Genomic DNA, 21,509 nt, shown 5'->3' on the forward strand with positions numbered 1-21,509 from the left:
CAGGCACCTCGGTCCTCCTGAAATACCGCGGCGTCTTTGTTGGGGCGGCTTTGCCACCCAGCGCGGGGCAAGCCCGCTCACTACAGGTTTGGTCGCGGTAGGCTCTCTTAACTGACTAGCATTAGGGCAAGCCCCCTCCCGCAGGGCTTGCTGCATTTCAAATTCAAGCCGTCATCGCTGAACGATTTGCCGTCTCCACCCGTCATACCCATCCTTGAACGAGTGTAGGAATTACCTACCACTCAGCCCTGCGATTAGTCCCGGACCGCCGATTCATGTTTAACTTGAACGTTCGTTCAAGTTAAAACCGGTGGTTCGCTGCCCGCTCACAACAGGAGGCTTACCTTTGCTGAGTCCGTTATTTCCAGCCACAACCCGTGTCGCCGGGGTGCATCGTTCATGAGTGCATCGTCCACCCCATCCAGTGGCCTGGTGCGCATGAATGCGCCCGTTTTCTACTTTGCCGCAACCGCCATTCTGCTGTTTGGCGTCACTGTCATCGCTATCCCGCAACAGGCCGGTGCCTGGCTGCTGGCGGCGCAAAACTGGGCGGCCAACACGGTCGGCTGGTACTACATGCTGGCGATGACGCTGTATCTGGTCTTCGTGGTGGTCACCGCGCTATCGGGCTACGGCAAGATAAAACTCGGTGCCGACCACGACGAGCCCGAGTTCAGCTACCTGTCCTGGGCCGGTATGCTGTTCGCCGCCGGGATCAGCATCACGTTGTTCTTCTTCTGCGTGTCGGAACCCTTGACGCACCTGGTGCAACCGCCGCAAGGCGCGCCGATGAACGCCGATGCCGCGCGCCAGGCCATGCAGATCCTGTTTCTGCACTGGGGCCTGCATGGCTGGGGCGTATTCGCCTTTGTCGGCATGGCCCTGGCGTATTTCGCCTACCGGCATAACCTGCCGCTGGCGTTGCGTTCGGCGCTGTATCCGCTGATCGGCAAGCGCATCAACGGCCCCATCGGCTACGCGGTGGATGGCTTCGGCATCATCGCAACGGTGTTCGGCCTGGGGGCCGACATGGGCTTCGGGGTGCTGCACCTCAACTCCGGCCTGGACTACCTGTTCGGCATCGCTCACACCCAGTGGATTCAGGTCGGCCTGATCACGCTGATGATGGGCGCGGCGATCATCGTGGCCGTGGCCGGTGTGGACAAGGGCGTGCGCGTGATGTCCGACATCAACATGCTGCTGGCCTGTGCGCTGCTGCTGTTCGTGTTGTTCGCCGGGCCTACCCAGCACCTGCTCAATACGCTGATCCAGAACGTCGGTGACTACCTCGGCGCGTTGCCGACCAAGAGTTTCGACGTGTATGCCTACGACAAGCCCAGCGACTGGCTGGGCGGTTGGACGGTGTTCTACTGGGCCTGGTGGATTGCATGGTCGCCCTTCGTGGGCCTGTTTATCGCACGGATTTCCCGTGGCCGGACCATTCGTGAGTTTGTGTTCGGTGTGCTGCTGATCCCGTTGGGTTTCACCCTGGCCTGGATGTCGATTTTCGGCAACAGCGCCATCGATCAAGTGCTCAATCACGGTATGGCGGCGCTCGGTCAGTCGGCCATTGATGAGCCCTCGATGAGCCTCTACCTGCTGCTGGAAACCTACCCGTGGAGCAAAACCGTCATCGCCGTCACGGTGTTTATCAGCTTCGTGTTCTTCGTGACCTCGGCCGACTCCGGCACCGTGGTGTTGTCGACCTTGTCGTCCAAGGGCGGCAGCGCCGATGAAGACGGGCCGAAATGGCTGCGGGTGTTCTGGGGCGCGATGACCGCGCTGGTCACCAGTGCCTTGCTGTTTGCCGGCAGTATCGACTCGCTCAAATCGGCGGTGGTGCTGACCTCGTTGCCGTTCTCGTTGATCCTGCTGCTGATGATGTGGGGGCTGCACAAGGCCTTTTACCTGGAGTCGCAGAAGCAGATCGCCCAGTTGCATTCGCTGGCGCCGGTGTCGGCGGCGCGTAAAGGCCGGGGGGGGTGGCGCCAGCGCTTGAGCCAGGCGGTGCACTTCCCATCACGAGATGAGGTATACCGCTTCCTCGACACCACCGTGCGCCCGGCCATTGAAGAAGTGACGGCGGTATTTGTCGAGAAGGGCTTGAACGTGGTCACGCAGCCGGACCCGGCCAATGACAGTGTCAGCCTGGAGATCGGTCATGGCGAGGAGCGCCCGTTTGTTTACCAGGTGCAGATGCGCGGCTACTTCACGCCGTCGTTTGCCCGCGGTGGCATGGGCAAGAAAGAGATCAACAACCGCCGCTATTACCGCGCCGAAGTGCACTTGAGCGAAGGCAGCCAGGACTACGACCTGGTGGGCTATACCAAGGAGCAGATCATCAACGACATCCTCGACCAGTACGAGCGACACCTGCAGTTCCTGCATCTGGTGCGTTAGCCTGAAAGTCCAGAGGAACCCCCGCAAAGCCCCGTTCTACGGGGCTTTCTTAAACTTAATTTCATCCGTCAAAGCTGCATTTTGACTCCGAACTGTCATCTCGCCACTGCGTAATTGTGTGAAGCGTTTGACGCTTTCATTTCAGAACAGTGACGGAGACAGGTACCGATGAAGACGTTATTAAGCCCCATGGTGGGTGTCGCCGTGGCGAGCTTTATGCTGTCCGCCCATGCCGATTTTGTCGATGACAGCCACGCCGATGTGACCCTGCTCAACCGCTATCTCAACCAGCAGGGGCGTGATGTGGTGAACAGCAATGCCAAGGCTCACAGCATTCGCGATTGGGGCCAGGGGTTCGAGTTCAACTTCAAGTCCGGCTACACCGAAGGCCCGGTGGGTTTTGGCCTGGACCTGCAGGCGTTCTACGGTTTGAAGCTGGACTCCGGTGGTGACCTCAACGACAAGGATCACCAGGGCCGATACCCCGGCAGTATGTTCCCGCTGGACAACGGCAAGTCCGCCGACCAGTTCGGCGTGTTGAGCCCGACGTTCAAGATGCGTTTCGCCAAGGATGAACTGCGCGTCGGCACGCTCTACGGCAACAACCCGATACTGGCCAACACCGACGGGCGCCTGTACCAGCAGACCAATACCGGCGTGCAACTGGTGTCCAAGGACCTCAGCGACTTTACCTTCACCGGCGGCGATATCTTCAAGACCAAGATCCGCAATGAAACCGGCGACCAGGGCATGATCACCGCCGGCGGTACCAAAGAGAGCGATCGCTTCCTGTTTGGCGGTGCGGACTACACCGGTATCCAGAACACCACGGTCAGCCTGTGGTACTCCAACCTTGAGGACTACTATCAGCAGTTCTTCCTCGGTGCCAAGCGCCATGACGCGTTGTCGGTGGGCGCCATCGATACCGATGTGCGCGTGTTCCGCAGCTTGGGTGTGGGCGGCAATGCCGATGGCGACAAGGACTACGCCGCGAGCGGTCTCTATGGCGATGGCGTGAACAAGGGGCGCATCAACCAAACCACCGCCAGCTTGCTTGAGAGCTACAGCCTTGACGGGCATACCGTCGGCTTGGGTATTCAGAAGAACAGTGGTGACAGCGACTTTCCCTACCTGGATTCAGGCCTGAACAGCGGCGACAACCGCCAGGGTCCAGGCTCAGGCGCCGACACCCCGGCACTCACCAACATGCAGTTGAACAAATTCCAGCACGCCGGCGAGCGCACTTGGCTTGCGCAGTACAAATATGACTTCGGCAAACTCGGTCTCACCGGCCTGACGTTCTCCGCCGCCTACGCCCACGGTGATGACATCCGCACGGCGCAAGGCACGACCAGCGAATGGGAACGTAACGTCGCCGTGGCGTATCAAGTCCCCACCGGTACCCTGAAGGGCCTCGGCGTGACCTGGAAAAACGCCCACGCCAGCCCGGACATCAGCGGTGCGACTGTGCAAGATGAAAACCGTTTCTATGTCAGCTATGTCGTTCCCCTCTGGTAGGAAATTGCTGTAAAACGGACAGGCAGACTTAAGCGATTCAGCTGGTTAAAAGGCCTGGGAATAAGCTTATTTCCGGGCCTTATTTGCCGACGTCCAAGAGAGGATTCGATGACTTACATTGCTGCCGAAAACCGCTATGAATCTATCCCGTACCGCCGCGTAGGCCGCAGTGGACTGGTGCTACCGGCACTGTCCCTGGGCCTGTGGCACAACTTTGGCGACAGCACCCCGATCGACACCCAGCGCGCCCTGCTGCGCACCGCGTTCGACCTGGGCATCAACCACTTCGACCTGGCCAACAACTATGGCCCGCCCTATGGCAGCGCCGAGATCAATTTCGGCCGTCTGCTGCGTGAAGATTTCAAGCACTACCGCGACGAGCTGATCATCTCCAGCAAGGCCGGCTGGGACATGTGGCCCGGCCCTTACGGCCAGGGTGGCGGTTCGCGCAAATACGTCCTGGCGAGCCTGGACCAGAGCCTGCAACGCCTGGGCGTCGACTACGTGGATATCTTCTATTCCCACCGTTTTGATGCCGACACCCCACTTGAAGAAACCGCCGGCGCCCTCGCTACTGCCGTGCAACAGGGCAAGGCGTTGTACATCGGCATCTCGTCGTATTCCGGCGTGAAAACCCGCGAAATGGCTGCCCTGCTCAAAGAGTGGAAAGTGCCGTTGCTGATTCACCAGCCGGCGTACAACCTGCTCAACCGCTGGGTGGAAAAAGACCTGTTGGAGACCACCGAAGAGCTTGGCGCCGGTGTGATTGCCTTCACGCCGCTGGCCCAAGGGCTGCTCACCGACAAGTACCTCAACGGCGTGCCGGCGGACGCGCGGGTCAACCGTCCGGGTGGTGGTTCGTTGCAAGCCAAACACTTGTCGGAAACCAACATCGCCCATGTGCGTGCACTGAACGAAATCGCTCAGCGCCGCGGCCAGAGCCTGGCGCAATTGGCGCTGGCCTGGACCTTGCGCGACCCTCGAGTGACCAGTGCGCTGATCGGCGCCAGCCGGCCGGAGCAGATCATCGAAAACGTCGGGGCGTTGAAGAACTTGAGCTTCAGCGCGCAGGAGCTGGCGGAGATCGATCGGTTTGCGCAGGAAGGCGGGATCAACCTGTGGGAAAAACCATCCACTGCTGAATAACCTGGCAGCACAGGGTCAATGTGGGAGGGGGCTTGCTCCCGATGGCGGTGAGTCAGCCAATGCATAAGTTGACTGATTCACCGCTATCGGGAGCAAGCCCCCTCCCGCATATGTTCTTTGTCGGGCTTTAGAAAGGAACGTCGCCCAGGATTGTCGCCCGGTGCATCACCCGCCGCTGCGGCCGGTAATCGTCCACCGCGTAATGCTGCGTCACACGGTTGTCCCAGAACGCCACGTCATTCTCCTGCCAGCGCCAGCGGATGGTGAATTCCGGGCGTGTGGCGTGGGCAAACAGCAGCTTGAGAATCGCCTCGCTTTCCGCCGGTTCCAGTTCATTGATTCGGGTGGTGAACCCTTCGCTGACAAACAGTGATTTGCGCCCGCTCACCGGGTGCGTACGCACGACCGGGTGCGACAGTGGCGGGTTTTTCTTGCGGGTTTCTTCCCAGCGCAGCAGGTCTTCGGCGCTGTTGCCAAAGCGCTCCAGCGGGAAAGACTTGGTGAAGTCGTGGGTGGCGGTCAGGCCGTTGAGTAATCGCTTCAGCGGTTCGGAGAGCGCCTCATAGGCGGCAATGCCACTGGCCCACAACGTATCGCCGCCAAACGCCGGCAGCTGCTTGGCGCTGAGTACCGCACCGAGTGCCGGGGTGGGCAGGAATGTCACGTCGGTATGCCAGACGGCGTTGTCGCGCACATCGGTGACGGCGGTATCGAGGATCAGCACTTCGGGCTGTTCCGGCACATTGGGGTAGATCGGGTGAATGTGCAGGTCGCCAAAGTTCGCCGCGAAGCGTGCTTGTTGCTGTGGGGTGATCGGCTGGCCACGGAAGAACAGCACCGAGTGGCTGAGTAACGCCTGCTCGATGGCATCGCGGTGTTCGGTGCTCAGCGGCTGGGTAATATCCACGCCGCTGATCTGTGCGCCCAGGGCAGTGCTTAGTGGGGTAACGGTCAGGCTGCTCAATTCAGTTCTCATCACTCAGTGTGCCTGGCCATGCCAAGGCACTAATTTACGCTGCAGGGCACGCAGGCCCATTTCCATGGCGAAGGCGATCAGGGCAATCACCAGAATCCCCAGCACCACCACATCGGTGACCAGGAACTGCGCCGCCGACTGCACCATGAAACCCAGGCCGCTGGTGGCGGCGATCAGTTCGGCGGCGACCAGGGTCGACCAGCCCACGCCCAGGCCGATGCGCACACCGGTGAGGATGTCGGGCAGTGCGCTCGGCAGGATCACGTGGCGAATCAACTGGGCACGGGTAGCGCCCAGCGATTGCGCGGCGCGTAGTTTGGCGGGGTCGACGGTGCGTACGCCGGTCGCCGTGGCGATGGCGATCGGCGCAAAGATCGCCAGGTAAATCAGCAGTACCTTGGACAACTCGCCGATGCCGCACCAGATCACGATCAACGGCAGGTAGGCCAATGGCGGGATAGGCCGGTAGAACTCGATCAGCGGGTCGAGAATGCCGCGAGCGATACGGTTGGCACCGATGGCGATGCCCACCGGCACGGCGGTCAGCACCGCACAGCCCAGGCCCAGGCCGATACGGCTCAAGCTCGAGGCCAAGTGCTGCCACAAGGTGGAGTCCATGTAGCCCGTGGTCGCCAGCAGCCAGCCTTTTTGCAGCACCGCAGACGGTGGCGGCAGGAACAGCGGTTCAATCAGGCCAGTGGCGGTGATGGCCCACCAGAGCGTCAGCAGCGCTACTACGGTCAGCACACTGATCCAGCGCGTGCTCAGGCTGCGACGCACCGCGATAACCGCATGCGCCGGACGCTTGGCGGTGGTGGTGGAGGAAAGTTCGTAACTGCTCATGCGCGCACCTGCCGTTGCGAGAACACTTTGCCCAGCACGTGCTCACGGGTTTCGATAAAGCGTGGGTCGGACTTGATGGCTCGCGCCGATTCGCCGGCGGCGTAACGCTGGCCAAAGTCCAGGTGCAGGCGTTCGACGATCTGGCCAGGGTTGGGGGCCAGCAGGATCAAATCAGTGGCGAGGAACACCGCCTCTTCGATGTCGTGGGTAATCAGGAACACCGGCTTGGCCGTGCGCCGCCAGACCTGCAGCAGCAGTTCCTGCATCTGTTCGCGGGTGAAGGCATCGAGGGCGCCGAAGGGTTCGTCCATCAGCAACACACGAGGGTCGGCCGCCAGGGCACGGGCCAGGCCCACGCGTTGTTTCTGGCCGCCGGAGAGTTGCCAGATACGACGCTTGTCGAAACCCGCCAGGTCCACCAGGGCCAGCATTTCCCGGGCGCGCACTTCACGTTGTGCCTTGGGCACACCGGCCAGTTCGAGACCGAAGCCGACATTGGCCAGCACGTCCTGCCAGGGCAGCAGCGCGTCATCCTGGAACACCACGCCACGTTCGGCGCTGGGGCCTTTGACCGGCACGCCGTCCAGGGTGATGCGCCCGGCGCTGGGTTCGACGAAACCGGCTATCAGGTTCAACAGCGAGGTCTTGCCACTGCCGGACGGGCCGAGAGCGACCAGCAACTGCTGGGGCCCCAGGTCCAGTGAAATGTCAGCCAGTACCGGTGATGTGGCGCCTGGGTACTGTGCGCTGATGCGCTCCAGTTGTAGCAAGGCCATCGCGATGGACTCCCGATCAGTGGGTGATGAATTTGGCGCTGACGTAAGGTGCGTAGTCCGGCAGTACGGCGTCGACCTTGCCTTGTTCCTTGAGGAACGCTGCCGTGTCGGTCACGGCCTGGGTGGTCGGTGCGCCCAGCAGGGTCACCTGGTCAGCGGCCAGCGGGTAGACATTGCCTTGCAGCAGCAGCGGGATATCACTGGCCTTGGCGCCGGAGAGCTTCACCAGCTTGTCGACGTTGCCTTTATCGGCTAGCCAGGCTTGTGGGTCTTTGCGGTAGGCGGCGTAGGCATCCAGGGTGACTTTGGCGAACGCACTGACGATTTCCGGGTGCTTTTCGGCGAAGTCTTTGCGCACGATCCACGCATCGAAGGTCGGTGCGCCGAGCTTGGCCAGTTCACCGGAGGTGATCAGCACCTTGCCGTTTTCCTTGGCTACGCCCAGGGCCGGGTCCCAGACATAGGTCGCGTCAATGTCGCCGCGCTTCCAGGCGGCGATGATTGCCGGTGGCGCGAGGTTGAGGATGGTCACTTTGGACGGGTCGATATTCCAGTGTTTCAGCGCCGCCAGCAGGCTGTAGTGCCCGGTGGAGACAAACGGCACGGCGACCTTTTTACCGATCAGGTCCTGCGGGCTGTTGATCCCTGAACCATCGCGCGCCACCAGGGCTTCGGCGCCGCCGATCTGGGTGGCGACGAGGAAGGTTTGCACCGGCACTTTGCGGGTAATGGCTGCGGTCAGCGGGCTCGAACCGAGGTAGCCGATCTGCACGTCACCGGAGGCAATGGCGGCGATGATGTCGGCGCCGTTGTCGAATTTGCGCCAGTTGATCTTGGCCTGGGTGGCTTTCTCATAAGCACCGTCGGCCTGGGCGACTTTGGCCGGGTCTACGGTGGTCTGGTAAGCGATCGTCACATCCGCCGCCTGGGCAAACAGGCTGGCACCGGCCAGGGACAACGCCGCCAGAAGGCGCAGTGGGATTAAACGTTTCAAAGGGGATGCTCCTCAATCAGGCGGCCGAGGGTCGGCGTGTGAGGAGACTAAATGATCTAAGAACTCTAAAATAAATAACTTATTAGAATTAGCTTATGAGAAGAACGCTGACCTGTAGTGAGCGGGCTTGCCCCGCGCTGGGGGGGCGCAGCCGCCCCAACAAAGACGCCGCGGTATTTCATTAGGACCGAGGTGCCTGGGTTTGGGGCGGCTTCGCCCCCCGGCGCGGGGCAAGCCCGCTCACTACAGCAAGTTATTTAGTTGCTGATGGCCAGGATGCTGGCCTGGTACGAGCCAACAAACACATCGAAGTCGCCCACTTCGTTCTGTTCCAGCTCCGCCTGCTGTGCCAGCGATGTGCGTGCCAGCTCCTCAAAGCGCGCCTGTTCTTGCGCCGGCAGCGGTTCTTTGCGGAAGTGCTCAGCGTGCAGTTGGCTCTGGTGCAGGGAGAACTGCGCAAAACTCTCTTTACGTTCGGCCATTGCCGCCAACACTTGGGCCGACGGCGTCAGGGACGAATCCTTGACCTTCGCCAACTGGGCGTCCAGCGCCTGGCTGTGCTCGGTGATGCCGTGGCTCTCATCCAGCAGCGCGGCCAAGGGTGCGATCTTCTCCAGCAATTCGGTGGCCCATTGCTTCATGTCCACCGCCGCCCCGTCGCGTTGCAATTGCAGGCCTGGACGGCGACCTTCCTTGACCACACTGAGGAAGTTGGACGTGGCGTTGCCGCACGCGTTGTTGGCGAACAGCGGGCTGTCGTTCAAGGCGCAGTACAGCAGGAAAGCGTCGAGGAAACGCGACTCCGGCAGGTCGATACCCATCGGCAGGAACGGGTTGATGTCCAGGCAGCGCACTTCGATGTACTGGATACCACGGGCCATCAGCGCCTGGATCGGCCGCTCACCGGTGTAGGTCACCCGCTTGGGGCGAATGTTGGAGTAGTACTCGTTTTCGATCTGCAGGATGTTGGTGTTGAGCTGAACCCACTCACCGTCCTTATGGGTGCCGACTTCGACATACGGCGGGTAGGGCGTCGCCACCGCCGTGCGCAGGCTATCGGTGTAGCTGGCCAGGTCGTTGTAGCACGGCGTGAGGCCGGCCTGGGCGTTGCTCTGGTAACCCAGGTCGCTCATGCGCAGGCTGGTGGCGTAAGGCAGGTACAGGGTGTCGGCGTCCAGCACTTCCAACTGGTGCGAGCGACCGCGCAGGAAACCGGCGTCCAGGGCCGGCGAGGCACCGAACAGGTACATCAGCAGCCAGCTGTAGCGGCGGAAGTTGCGGATCAGTGCGATGTAGGCATCGGACTGGTAGTCACGGTCGGTGCCGACGAAACCTTCGGTCTCCTTGAGCAACGGCCACAACGCTTCCGGCAGGGAAAAATTGTAGTGGATGCCGGCAATGCACTGCATGGTCTTGCCGTAACGCAGGGCCAGGCCCTTGCGGTACACGTACTTGAGCTGTCCGATATTGGAGGTGCCGTAGTAGGCAATCGGAATGTCTTCCTCGGCCGGCAACGGGCACGGCATCGAGGGGCTCCACAGGTATTCGCTGCCGAGCTTGGTGTAGGCAAACCTGTGGATCTTGTCCAGGCTGCTCAGGGTGTCGGCCGGGTCGGGCAGGGCGGGAGTAATGAACTCCAGCAGCGACTCCGAGTAGTCGGTGGTGATCTGTTCGTGGGTCAACGCGGCGCCCAGGGCTTCAGGATGCGGTGTTTGCGCCAGGCGACCTTCAGCTGTGACACGTAGGCATTCGCGCTCGATGCCGTGCAAGCACTGCTCTAGCAGGGAGAGGTGTTCGCGCTTGCCGAGCAAGGCCAGGCGGCGGTTGAGAAGTTCGCTCAAGTTGGATTCCTTCACGCGTCAGTCGCCCCAATATGGGGGTGGGCAGGACGGTCTACAAGGGTGAAGTTAAAACTGGCGTGATCGCCTGGTTTAGAGTCGATATGACCCGATCAGTAAAAGCCGACTTCACTCCATGAATTGGGCTATAGCGCAGCAAGAAAATTCCGACGCTGTTATCGCAGCGCCGAAATTAACTCAAATCGAGGGTGGGGAGCTATAGGGCAGCGAACGTGCCTTGTGCTTTTGCGACTAATCGTTCGTCCTGATACACATCGGCTTCGACCACCAATGTGCGTCGACCCGCGTGGAGCACCCGGGCGGTACACAGCACGTCACCGTCAGACACGGCACGGATGTAGTTGATCTTGCACTCGATGGTCGCGCTCTGCTGGTCAAACCCATGGGAGCTGGAGCAGGCCAGCCCCATCGTAATGTCCACCAGGCTGAAAATCGCCCCGCCATGGAGCTTGCCCGCGCGGTTGCGCAGTTGCGGCTCCAGGGTCAGGGCCACCTCCGCAACGCCCTCGTCCAGGCGTTGCAGGCGGCAGCCGATCAGCTCGCTGAACGCGCTTTGGGTCAAGCCGGCCGGGATTTCCATCAGCGTTTCTTCAACTGTTTGGCATTGGCGAACAGTGAGGCCATGGCGTTGTTGCTCGGTGCGGCAGTCGCGGTTTCCTTGCGTGGCGCGTTGTTTTGCGACTGGCGCGGTGCCGAGCCCGGGCGGGCACCACGGGCGCCGTCGATTTTCTCGCCTGGGGTGTCGCTCATGCGCATCGACAGGCCGACGCGCTTGCGTGGGATGTCGACCTCCATGACCTTGACCTTGACCACGTCACCGGCTTTAACCGCTTCGCGTGGGTCTTTGATGAACTTCTCCGAAAGCGCGGAAATATGCACCAAACCGTCCTGATGCACGCCGATATCCACAAAGGCACCGAAATTGGTCACGTTGGTGACCACGCCTTCGAGGATCATGCCCGGCTGCAGGTCCTTGAGGTCTTCGACGCCCTCCTGGAACTCGGCAGTCTTGAACTCGGGGCGCGGGTCGCGGCCAGGTTTTTCCAGTTCTTGCAGGATATCGGTGATGGTGGGCACGCCGAAGGTTTCATCGGTGTACTTCTTCGGGTCCAGGCGCTTGAGGAAGGCGGCGTCGCCGATCAGCGAACGGATGTCGCGGTCGGTCTCGGCGGCGATGCGCTGTACCAGCGGGTAGGCTTCCGGGTGGACTGCGGAGGCGTCCAACGGGTTATCACCGTTCATCACGCGCAGGAAGCCGGCGGCCTGTTCGAAGGTTTTTTCACCCAGGCGTGCGACTTTTTTCAACGCGGCGCGGGTTTTGAAGGCACCGTTTTCATCGCGGTGGGTGACGATGTTCTGGGCCAGGGTGGCGTTGAGGCCGGAGATACGCGCGAGCAACGCTACGGATGCGGTGTTTACGTCCACGCCCACGGCGTTCACGCAGTCTTCTACCACCGCGTCCAGGCCGCGCGCCAGTTTCAGCTGCGACACGTCGTGCTGGTACTGGCCGACGCCGATGGATTTAGGGTCGATTTTCACCAGTTCGGCCAGCGGGTCCTGCAAGCGACGGGCGATGGACACCGCGCCACGGATCGACACGTCGAGGTCCGGGAATTCCTTGGAGGCCAATTCCGACGCCGAGTACACCGAAGCACCAGCCTCGGAGACCATGACTTTGGTCATCTTCATGGCTGGGTATTTTTTGATCAGTTCGGCGGCCAGCTTGTCGGTTTCGCGGCTGGCGGTGCCGTTGCCGATGGCGATCAGGTCCACGGAGTGCTTGGCGCACAGGGCGGCCAGGATCGCCAGGGTCTGGTCCCACTTGTTGTGCGGTACGTGGGGGTACACGGTGGCGTGGTCGAGCAGCTTGCCGGTGGCGTCGACCACGGCGACCTTGCAACCGGTGCGCAGGCCCGGGTCCAGGCCCAGGGTCGCGCGCGGGCCTGCCGGGGCGGCCAGCAACAGGTCGTGCAGGTTGTGGGCGAACACGTTGATCGCCTCGGTTTCAGCGCCGTCGCGCAGCTCGCCCAGCAGATCGGTTTCCAGGTGGGTGTAGAGCTTGACCTTCCAGGTCCAGCGCACGACTTCACCGAGCCATTTGTCCGCAGGACGATTCTGATTCTGGATGCCGAATTGTTGGCCGATCATGCCTTCGCAGGGGTGCATGGTGCCCGGCAGTTCGTCACCGACTTTCAGTGAGGAGCTGAGAATACCTTCGTTGCGGCCACGGAAAATGGCGAGCGCACGGTGGGACGGCATGCTTTTGAGCGGTTCGTCGTGTTCGAAGTAGTCGCGGAACTTGGCGCCTTCTTCCTCTTTGCCGGCGATGACGCGGGCGCTGAGCGTGGCTTCCTGCTTGAGGAAGGTGCGCAGTTTTTCCAGCAGGCTGGCGTCTTCGGCGAAGCGCTCCATCAGGATGTATTTGGCGCCTTCGAGGGCGGCCTTGACGTCAGCGACGCCTTTGTCGGCATTGACGAAGCGGGCCGCTTCGGTGTCCGGGGTCAGCGATGGGTCGTTGAACAGGCTGTCGGCCAACTCACCCAGGCCGGCTTCCAGGGCGATCTGGCCCTTGGTACGGCGCTTTTGCTTGTATGGCAGGTAGAGGTCTTCGAGGCGGGTCTTGGTGTCGGCGAGCTTGATGTCGCGTTCCAGCTGTGGGGTCAGCTTGCCCTGTTCCTCGATGCTGGCGAGGATGCTGATGCGCCGTTCGTCGAGTTCTCGCAGGTAGCGCAAGCGCTCTTCCAGGTGGCGTAGTTGGGTGTCGTCGAGGCTGCCGGTCACTTCTTTTCGGTAACGGGCGATGAAGGGCACCGTGGAGCCTTCATCCAGTAGAGCGACGGCCGCTTCGACCTGTTGTGGGCGTACACCGAGTTCCTCGGCGATGCGGCTGTTGATGCTGTCCATAAAACCACCTGAAATTCTTGAAAGCAGCTCGCAGGCCCGGAAAACAAGGCTTGCAAGGCTGGTTGAGCGGCCCGTCTGGCGCCGCTGCCTGGGTCAAGAGGCAGCCTATTGACCCTCGAAATTGAAAAAATCACGACAAACGGGTGAAAAAAAGCCCGGCAGTAAACGGTAACGATCTGACGTTGCCCTGCACGAAGGCGCCGCATTATAACCAGCGTTCCGACCTTGGGTGGTACTGCGCCGCTGGTCGCCGCACGCGGGTTCGCTGGCGGCAGAGGAAAAATCTGCTAACAATGCACACGGTGCGTATAACGGCACCTAAGCCATAATGCGCGCCGAGATAAGAGGAGCATCCAATGAGCAGCACTGTACAAACTGCTGAAGGCGAAAAAATTCTCATCGTTGACGACGATCCAGGGCTGAGCAGCCTGCTGGAGCGCTTCTTCAACTCCAAGGGCTACCGTGCCCGCGCGGTGCCGAACACCGAGCAGATGGATCGCCTGTTGGGGCGCGAAGTGTTCAACCTGGTCGTACTCGACCTGATGCTGCCCGGCGAAGACGGCCTGACCGCGTGCAAGCGCCTGCGCGGTGCGAACAACCAGATTCCAATCATCATGCTGACCGCCAAGGGCGATGAGCTGAGCCGCATCAAGGGCCTTGAGCTTGGCGCTGATGATTACCTGGCCAAGCCGTTCAACCCGGACGAATTGATGGCCCGGGTCAAGGCGGTATTGCGTCGCCAGGCTCCGCCGGTACCTGGCGCGCCAGGCAGCGAAGACGAAAGCGTCACTTTTGGCGACTACGAATTGTCGCTGGCCACCCGTGAGCTCAAGCGTGGCGATGAAGTGCACATGCTGACCACCGGTGAATTCGCGGTCCTCAAGGCGTTGGTAATGAACGCGCGCCAGCCCTTGACCCGCGACAAGCTGATGAACCTGGCCCGTGGCCGGGAGTGGGATGCCCTGGAGCGTTCCATCGACGTGCAGATTTCCCGTCTGCGCCGGATGATCGAGCCTGATCCTTCCAAGCCGCGGTATATCCAGACGGTGTGGGGCGTGGGTTATGTATTCGTGCCGGATGGCAATAAAACCAGTTGATCCATGATTTGCAGGGGCGGGTATTTCGGTGTTTGGCTCCATGAGAGTCAACGGGATGCCCGGCGTCTGCAATTCTGCGAGCGCCCCTCGTTCCTGCAAGGTATCTAGCTGTCCTCTATGAAAACCCCGCTGTGGTTCCCGCAAAGTTTCTTTTCCCGCACGCTCTGGCTGGTGCTGATCGTCGTTCTGTTTTCCAAGGCCCTCACGCTGGTTTATCTGCTGATGAACGAAGACGTGCTGGTTGATCGGCAATACAGTCACGGCGTCGCCCTGACCCTGCGCGCCTATTGGGCTGCCGACCCGGAGAACCGCGAGAAGATCGCCAAGGCCGCGACGCTGGTTCGCGTGGCGGGTGCGGGTGTGCCGGAGGGCGAACAGCATTGGCCCTACAGCGAGATCTACCAGCGACAGATGCAGGCCGAGCTGGGGGACGACACCGAGGTGCGGCTGCGCATGCATGTGTCGCCTGCGCTATGGGTGAGGGCGCCCAGCCTGGGCCAGGATTGGCTGAAAGTACCGCTGTACCCGCACCCGCTGCGGGGGCAGAAGATCTGGAACGTGTTGGGATGGTTCCTGGCCATTGGTTTGCTTTCTACGGCATCCGCCTGGATTTTCGTGCGCCAGCTCAACCAGCCCCTGAAACGTCTAGTGTTCGCAGCCCGCCAACTCGGGCAGGGGCGTAGCGTGCGCCTGCCGGTCAGTGATACGCCCAGTGAGATGACTGAGGTGTACAGCGCGTTCAACCAGATGGCGGAGGATGTCGAGCAGGCGGGTCGCGAGCGCGAGCTGATGCTGGCGGGCGTATCCCATGACTTGCGCACGCCATTGACGCGCTTGCGGTTGTCCCTGGAATTGATGGGCAGTCACAACGATCTGACGGATGACATGGTCCGCGACATCGAGGACATGGACGCGATTCTCGATCAGTTCCTGGCGTTTATCCGTGATGGCCGCGATGAAGTGGTTGAAGAAGTCGACCTCACGGACCTGGTGCGTGAAGTCGTGGCCCCCTATAACCAGAACGGTGAGCAGGTGCGCATGCGTCTGGAGCCGATCCAACCGTTTGCGCTGCGTCGGGTGTCGATGAAGCGTCTGCTGAACAACCTCATCGGTAACGCCTTGCATCATGCCGGTTCAGATGTGGAAGTGGCGGCCTACGTGTCCGGCGACAGCTCCGCACCCTATGTCGTGCTGAGTGTGATGGACCGAGGTACGGGGATCGACCCGGCGGAACTGGAAGGTATCTTCAACCCCTTCACCCGTGGCGATCGTGCCCGTGGGGGCAAAGGCACGGGCCTGGGGTTGGCGATTGTGCGGCGGATTGCCTCGATGCACGGAGGCAATGTTGAGCTGCGTAATCGTGAGGAAGGTGGCCTGGAGGCTCGTGTGCGCCTGCCGCTTGGCTTGATGCTGCCTAGAGATGCGGTATAGGTATAGGAGCAGCTGCAAGCTATAAGCTACAAGCCACAAGAAAAAGCTGCCTGCCTTTCTCTTGCAGCTTGCAGCTGCTTCATTAGCCCTTGCCTTTGGTTCGGGTCATATTTGGGCCGCCATTCTTCTCTAGATGCTGAATGATGATCCCCGCCACATCCTTGCCCGTGGTGGTCTCGATGCCTTCCAGGCCCGGTGACGAGTTCACCTCCATCACCAGGGGGCCATGGTTGGAGCGCAGGATATCCACACCCGCCACGCTCAACCCCATCACTTTGGCGGCGCGCAGCGCGGTCATGCGTTCTTCCGGGGTGATCTTGATCAGGCTGGCGCTGCCGCCACGGTGCAGGTTGGAGCGGAACTCCCCAGGTTTGGCCTGGCGCTTCATCGCCGCAATCACTTTGTCGCCCACTACGAAGCAGCGGATATCCGCGCCACCGGCTTCCTTGATGTATTCCTGCACCATGATGTTCTGTTTGAGGCCCATGAATGCCTCGATCACCGATTCTGCGGCCGTTGCCGTTTCACACAGCACCACGCCAATGCCCTGGGTGCCTTCCAGCACCTTGATCACCAGCGGCGCGCCGTTGACCATGTCGATCAGGTCAGGGATGTCATCCGGTGAGTGGGCAAAGCCGGTAACCGGCAGGCCGATCCCCCGACGCGAGAGCAGTTGCAGCGAGCGCAGCTTGTCCCGCGAGCGTGCGATGGCTACCGATTCATTGAGGGGGAATACCCCCATCATTTCGAACTGACGCAACACCGCGCAGCCGTAGAAAGTGACCGAGGCACCGATGCGCGGGATCACCGCATCAAAACCCTCCAGCGGCTTGCCCCGGTAATGGATCTGGGGCTTGTGGCTGGCAATGTTCATGTAGGCCCGCAACGTGTCGATCACCACCATTTCGTGGCCACGTTCGGTACCGGCCTCAACCAGGCGGCGGGTGGAATACAGACGCGGGTTTCGCGACAGCACAGCGATCTTCATGCAGCACCTGGGGCAGAAATAGTTGAGACCGGGAACACCGGCTTGTCTTGAACGTACTTGACGCCGGGATTGACCACCAACTGGCCGTCAATCAACGCCTTGGAACCGAGCAACAGGCGATAACGCATGGCCTTGCGGCAGGCCAGGGTGAACTCCACCCGCCATACCCGGTCGCCCAGCGCCAACGTAGTGCTGATCACGTATCGCACCTGCGCATGCCCGTTGGAGCTCTTGATGGTTTTCATCGTCACCAGGGGCGCTTCACAACGGCGGTGACGCAGTTGCACAACGCTGCCCAGGTGCGCGGTAAAGCGAACCCACTTTTCACCGTCACGCTCAAAGGGCTCTATATCGGTGGCATGCAGGCTTGAGGTGCTGGCGCCGGTGTCGATCTTCGCGCGCAGGCCCGCTACCCCCAAATCAGGGAGGGCCACCCACTCGCGCAGACCCACAACGGTCAAATGGTCAAATGTCTTCAATATAGGTAACCGGTCAATTCGCCCAGGCGTGAGGGGAAACCTCGGCCAGGGCTTTGAATGCAGGCTTGGCGAACCAGAAGCCTTGCATCAGGAATATTCCGCAGTCGGACAGGAAGTCGCGCTCGCCGGCACTTTCAATGCCTTCGGCGATGACGGTAACGCCCAACTGCTCACAAATTGTGACAATCCCCTGGACGATCACCTGACGGACACGATCCTGATCGACATCGCGGATCAGCGCCATGTCGAGTTTGACCAAGTCAGGTTGGAAATCGGCCAGCAGATTCAGCCCCGAATAGCCCGCGCCGAAATCGTCGATGGCGGTCTTGAAACCGAATTCGCGATATTCACGCAGAATATTCGTCAAATGGCGATAGTTATCTACATGCTCGTTTTCAAGTGTCTCGAAAATCAGCTGGTCGAGCGGGAAGTTATGTGCCCGAGCCGCCTCTAGAGTGCTGCGGATACACAGCTCTGGCCGATAGACGGCATTGGGCATGAAGTTGATGGACAGGTGGGTTTGCATCCCCAATGCCGCTGCGCCGGCGATCGCCTGGGTGCGGCAACGCTGGTCGAAGCGGTAACGGTTGCTCTCGTTGACTTGCGCCAGTACCGATAGCGCCCCTTCGCCATTGACCCCCCGTACCAGGGCCTCGTTGGCGAAAATGGAATGATCGCGAAGGTCTACGATAGGCTGGTAGGCGAAAGCGAAGTCGAAACCCAGCGGCTCGCTTTGCTGGCAGCCCACGCAGCGTTGGCCAGGCGAGGTGAGTGAAACGGGGAAGTCGGTCACGGCGTATCCTCGCGAAAACAGGGTGCTACCTGGCGTATCTTAGGTGAGCCTTGGGGTTTATGCGTCGAAGGGGTTCAACGGTTAAGTTGCGACATTTTTCAGCGAGAGGAATTCAAGTGGCTCAGAAGCAGGAAGAGGACGAAAAAGTCCGTTTGGACAAGTGGCTATGGGCCGCACGTTTTTACAAGACCCGTGTCTTGGCCAAGGCCGCCATCGAGAGTGGCAAGGTGCATCACCGGGGCGAGCGCTGCAAACCGGGCAAGGAACCGCGCGTAGGGGATGAGTTCCAGATTCGTACCGGCTTTGATGAAAAGACCATTGTGGTTCAGGCTCTGTCGATTGTACGACGTGGCGCTCCCGAGGCTCAGACGCTGTATGCCGAGACTGATGCGAGTATCGCCAAGCGTGAGCATGCAGCAGCCATGCGCAAGGCGGGGGCTCTGGGGGTCAGTACCGATGGGAAACCGAGCAAGAAGCAACGCCGCGATCTGTTCAAGTTCCGTGGCAGTGGCGGTGACGAATAAAGTCGCCGGTAATCGCTTGGGGCTTCACTTGGCTTGGAACAAACCCGGATTGTTCATAAACTGCGTCATCTTCGCGTCAATATTATTCAACTCAGATACCCAGACCTATGACTGATCTACCGGATACCGACTTCACCCAACGCTTTATCTTCGACGAGACCGACGCCCGCGGCGAACTGGTCTCGTTGGAGCGCAGCTATGCCGAAGTCCTCGCCAAGCACCCCTATCCGGAGCCGGTCGCGCAACTGCTCGGCGAGCTGATGGCGGCGGCGGCGCTGCTGGTGGGTACCATGAAATTCGACGGTTTGCTGATCCTGCAAGCGCGTTCCGAAGGGCCGATTCCGCTGCTGATGATCGAGTGCTCCAGCGAGCGCGACATCCGTGGCCTGGCCCGCTACGACGCTGACCGGATTGCCGCGGACGCGTGCCTGGCCGACCTGATGCCCAATGGTGTACTGGCGCTCACCGTTGACCCGACCGAGGGCCAGCGCTATCAGGGGATTGTCGACCTCGATGGCGAGACCCTGTCGGACTGCTTCACCAACTACTTCGTGATGTCCCAGCAAGTCGGTACGCGTTTCTGGCTTAAAGCCGACGGCAAGCGTGCCCGTGGCCTGTTGCTGCAACAACTGCCGGCCGATCGCATCAAGGACGACGACGAGCGTGCCGAAAGCTGGCGCAACCTCACCGCACTGGCCGGCACCCTGACCACCGAGGAGTTGCTGGCGCTGGACAATGAAACCATCCTGCACCGCCTCTATCACGAAGAAGCTGTGCGGCTGTTCGATGCCCAAAGCCTGCGCTTCCATTGCAGCTGCTCGCGCGAGCGCTCGGCCAATGCCCTGGTCAGCCTGGGCCTTGAAGATGCACAGAATCTGGTGGTGGAACACGGTGGCAATATTGAAATCGACTGCCAGTTCTGCAACCAGCGCTACCTGTTCGATGCCGCTGATGTAGTCCAGTTATTCGCCGGCGCAGGCATCGACACCCCTTCCGACACCCGCCACTAAAACGTTTAAGCACAGGTAAATCACCTGACAAACGCCGGATTAGCGCAGTTCTGACGGGAGGGCCCTACTCTTTTTGGGCTTTTCTGGCATAATCCGGCCCACTTTTTTCGCGGTAGTAGTGCGCAACTTTCTACTACAAAACGTTTGGAGCACTCGGCTACAGGCCGACGGGGAACCTCATGACGCAAGCCAATAACGCTGTATACACCGATCTGAGTGTTGATGATCTGGTCAAAGAAGCCCTGCAGCGCGGTGAAGGCGTGCTTGCCGATACTGGCGCGCTGGTCGTAGAAACCGGTCACCGTACCGGCCGTTCGCCAGTCGATCGTTTCATCGTTGAAGAGCCTTCCACCCAGGACGCCATCGCCTGGGGCCCGATCAACCGCAAGTTCCCGGCCGACAAGTTCGACGCCCTGTGGGCGCGTGTCGAAGCCTTCAACAATGCGCAAGAGCATTTCGTTTCCCACGTTCACGTCGGTGCTGCGCACGATCACTACCTGCCCGTGAAAATGACCACCCAGACTGCCTGGCAGAACCTGTTCGGTCGTTGCCTGTTCATCAACCCGGCCCAGTACAACCCGGCCGGTCGTGAAGAGTGGCAGGTGCTCAACGTAGCCAACTTCGAGTGCGTGCCAGAGCGTGACGGCACCAACTCCGACGGTTGCGTGATCCTCAACTTCGCACAGAAAAAAGTGCTGATCGCCGGCATGCGTTACGCTGGTGAAATGAAGAAAGCCATGTTCTCGGTGCAGAACTTCCTGTTGCCGGCCGCCGACGTACTGCCGATGCACTGCGCCGCCAACATCGGCGAAGCCGGCGACGTGACCCTGTTCTTCGGTCTGTCGGGCACCGGTAAAACCACCCTGTCCGCCGACGAAAGCCGTTACCTGATCGGTGACGACGAACACGGTTGGGGCGAAGGCGTGGTGTTCAACATCGAAGGCGGTTGCTACGCCAAGTGCATCGACTTGTCCGAGAAGAACGAGCCGGTTATCTGGAAAGCCATCAAGCACGGTGCCGTGCTCGAAAACGTCGTGATCGACGACGCCAAGCACGCCGACTATGCCGATGTCAGCCTGACCCAGAACAGCCGCGCCGCCTACCCGCTGGAGCACGTGGCCAAGCGTTCCGAGAAGAACCTGGGCGGCGAGCCAAACGCTGTGATCTTCCTGACCTGCGACCTGACCGGCGTGCTGCCGCCAGTGTCCATCCTCAGCGAAGAGCAAGCGGCCTACCACTTCCTGTCCGGCTACACCGCTCTGGTGGGCTCGACCGAAATGGGTTCCGGCAGCGGCATCAAGTCGACCTTCTCCACCTGCTTCGGCGCGCCGTTCTTCCCACGCCCGGCCGGTGAATACGCAGAACTGCTGATCAAGCGCATCCGTGGCTTCGGCTCCAAGGTCTACCTGGTCAACACCGGCTGGACCGGTGGTGGTTATGGCGTCGGCAAGCGCTTCAACATCCCGACCACTCGCGGTGTGATTGCAGCGATCCAGAGCGGCGCGTTGATTGGTGCGCAAACCGAGCACCTCGACACCATCAACCTCGACGTGCCACTGGCCGTACCGGGCGTTGAAACCGGCCTGTTGAACCCACGTAACACCTGGGCCGACAAAGCTGCATACGACGAAGCGGCGAAGGCACTGGCCGGCCTGTTCATCGAGAACTTCAAGAAGTTTGAAGTGAGCGATGCGATCAAGGCTGCAGGGCCTAAGTTGTAAGATTCGTTGATGTGAGAAAGCCGCCTCTTGCAGGCGGCTTTTTTGTGCGC

At 60.8% G+C, this 21,509-nt stretch carries 18 protein-coding genes; 8 read left to right on the plus strand and 10 right to left on the minus strand.

Annotation, left to right across the window (positions count from 1 at the left end):
- Positions 1–438: 438 nt before the first annotated feature.
- The 3 genes from betT to mgrA all read left to right on the plus strand — a co-directional run bounded on the left by betT (position 439) and on the right by mgrA (position 5,064).
- On the plus strand, positions 439–2,400 hold the full coding sequence (gene betT / locus C9383_RS22515) for a choline transporter BetT (protein ID WP_162843546.1): 1,962 nt from the start codon (positions 439–441) through the stop codon (positions 2,398–2,400).
- 189 nt (positions 2,401–2,589) lie between these two features.
- Positions 2,590–3,918: an OprD family outer membrane porin gene (locus tag C9383_RS22520; RefSeq protein WP_090367511.1), complete on the plus strand. Its 1,329-nt coding sequence runs from the start codon at positions 2,590–2,592 to the stop codon at positions 3,916–3,918.
- Positions 3,919–4,026: 108 nt separating this feature from the next.
- Entirely contained in the window at positions 4,027–5,064 is a 1,038-nt protein-coding gene (gene mgrA, locus C9383_RS22525; protein ID WP_090367510.1) for an L-glyceraldehyde 3-phosphate reductase, read from the plus strand.
- Positions 5,065–5,191: 127 nt separating this feature from the next.
- Here mgrA and tauD read toward each other — a convergent pair whose 3' ends face one another.
- The 7 genes from tauD to C9383_RS22560 form a co-directional block, all read right to left on the minus strand.
- Complete coding sequence (gene tauD, locus C9383_RS22530) at positions 5,192–6,040, minus strand: taurine dioxygenase (RefSeq protein ID WP_090367509.1); 849 nt, start codon at positions 6,038–6,040, stop codon at positions 5,192–5,194.
- A gap of 3 nt (positions 6,041–6,043) precedes the next feature.
- Entirely contained in the window at positions 6,044–6,883 is an 840-nt protein-coding gene (tauC, locus tag C9383_RS22535; protein ID WP_090367507.1) for a taurine ABC transporter permease TauC, read from the minus strand.
- Entirely contained in the window at positions 6,880–7,659 is a 780-nt protein-coding gene (gene tauB, locus C9383_RS22540) for a taurine ABC transporter ATP-binding subunit (RefSeq protein WP_060754671.1), read from the minus strand. Before tauB ends, tauC begins: the two co-directional genes overlap by 4 nt.
- A gap of 16 nt (positions 7,660–7,675) precedes the next feature.
- Entirely contained in the window at positions 7,676–8,653 is a 978-nt protein-coding gene (tauA, locus tag C9383_RS22545; protein ID WP_090367505.1) for a taurine ABC transporter substrate-binding protein, read from the minus strand.
- 257 nt (positions 8,654–8,910) lie between these two features.
- Positions 8,911–10,494 carry a glutamate--cysteine ligase gene (gshA, locus tag C9383_RS22550; protein ID WP_090367503.1) on the minus strand — a complete coding sequence of 528 codons (1,584 nt, stop codon included), beginning with the start codon at positions 10,492–10,494 and terminating at the stop codon, positions 8,911–8,913.
- A 214-nt stretch (positions 10,495–10,708) separates the two neighbouring features.
- Positions 10,709–11,092, minus strand: coding sequence for a PaaI family thioesterase (locus C9383_RS22555; RefSeq protein WP_060754668.1), 384 nt, complete (start codon positions 11,090–11,092; stop codon positions 10,709–10,711).
- Entirely contained in the window at positions 11,092–13,416 is a 2,325-nt protein-coding gene (locus C9383_RS22560; RefSeq protein WP_060754667.1) for a Tex family protein, read from the minus strand. The genes C9383_RS22555 and C9383_RS22560 overlap by 1 nt, the downstream gene beginning before the upstream one ends.
- Before the next feature lie 356 nt (positions 13,417–13,772).
- Here C9383_RS22560 and ompR point away from each other — a divergent pair, with 356 nt between their 5' ends.
- Together ompR and C9383_RS22570 are read left to right on the plus strand one after the other, a co-directional pair.
- A complete protein-coding gene (gene ompR / locus C9383_RS22565; protein ID WP_090367501.1) occupies positions 13,773–14,513 on the plus strand; it encodes an osmolarity response regulator transcription factor OmpR in 741 nt (246 codons plus the stop codon).
- Between the two features lie 117 nt (positions 14,514–14,630).
- A complete protein-coding gene (locus tag C9383_RS22570; protein ID WP_090367499.1) occupies positions 14,631–15,944 on the plus strand; it encodes an ATP-binding protein in 1,314 nt (437 codons plus the stop codon).
- Positions 15,945–16,026: 82 nt separating this feature from the next.
- Here C9383_RS22570 and rimK read toward each other — a convergent pair whose 3' ends face one another.
- The 3 genes from rimK to rimA are packed head-to-tail and all read right to left on the minus strand — an operon-like array spanning position 16,027 to position 18,204.
- A complete protein-coding gene (gene rimK, locus C9383_RS22575; RefSeq protein WP_010214091.1) occupies positions 16,027–16,932 on the minus strand; it encodes a 30S ribosomal protein S6--L-glutamate ligase in 906 nt (301 codons plus the stop codon).
- Positions 16,929–17,411 carry a retropepsin-like aspartic endopeptidase RimB gene (gene rimB, locus C9383_RS22580; RefSeq protein ID WP_005783815.1) on the minus strand — a complete coding sequence of 161 codons (483 nt, stop codon included), beginning with the start codon at positions 17,409–17,411 and terminating at the stop codon, positions 16,929–16,931. The genes rimK and rimB overlap by 4 nt, the downstream gene beginning before the upstream one ends.
- Positions 17,412–17,424: 13 nt before the next feature.
- Positions 17,425–18,204 (minus strand): S6 modification regulatory phosphodiesterase RimA, encoded by a 780-nt coding sequence (gene rimA / locus C9383_RS22585; protein WP_090367497.1) that lies wholly within the window; start codon positions 18,202–18,204, stop codon positions 17,425–17,427.
- Between the two features lie 116 nt (positions 18,205–18,320).
- On the opposite strand from rimA, the gene C9383_RS22590 reads away from it, so the two are divergent.
- The 3 genes from C9383_RS22590 (at position 18,321) to C9383_RS22600 (ending at position 21,459) form a co-directional block, all read left to right on the plus strand.
- On the plus strand, positions 18,321–18,728 hold the full coding sequence (locus tag C9383_RS22590; RefSeq protein ID WP_090367495.1) for an RNA-binding S4 domain-containing protein: 408 nt from the start codon (positions 18,321–18,323) through the stop codon (positions 18,726–18,728).
- A 107-nt stretch (positions 18,729–18,835) separates the two neighbouring features.
- Positions 18,836–19,738 (plus strand): Hsp33 family molecular chaperone HslO, encoded by a 903-nt coding sequence (gene hslO / locus C9383_RS22595; protein ID WP_090367493.1) that lies wholly within the window; start codon positions 18,836–18,838, stop codon positions 19,736–19,738.
- A 179-nt stretch (positions 19,739–19,917) separates the two neighbouring features.
- A complete protein-coding gene (locus tag C9383_RS22600; RefSeq protein WP_060754661.1) occupies positions 19,918–21,459 on the plus strand; it encodes a phosphoenolpyruvate carboxykinase in 1,542 nt (513 codons plus the stop codon).
- The last annotated feature ends 50 nt before the right edge of the window (positions 21,460–21,509 follow it).

It is taken from the genome of Pseudomonas palleroniana, from assembly GCF_003031675.1.
GTDB lineage: Bacteria > Pseudomonadota > Gammaproteobacteria > Pseudomonadales > Pseudomonadaceae > Aquipseudomonas > Aquipseudomonas palleroniana.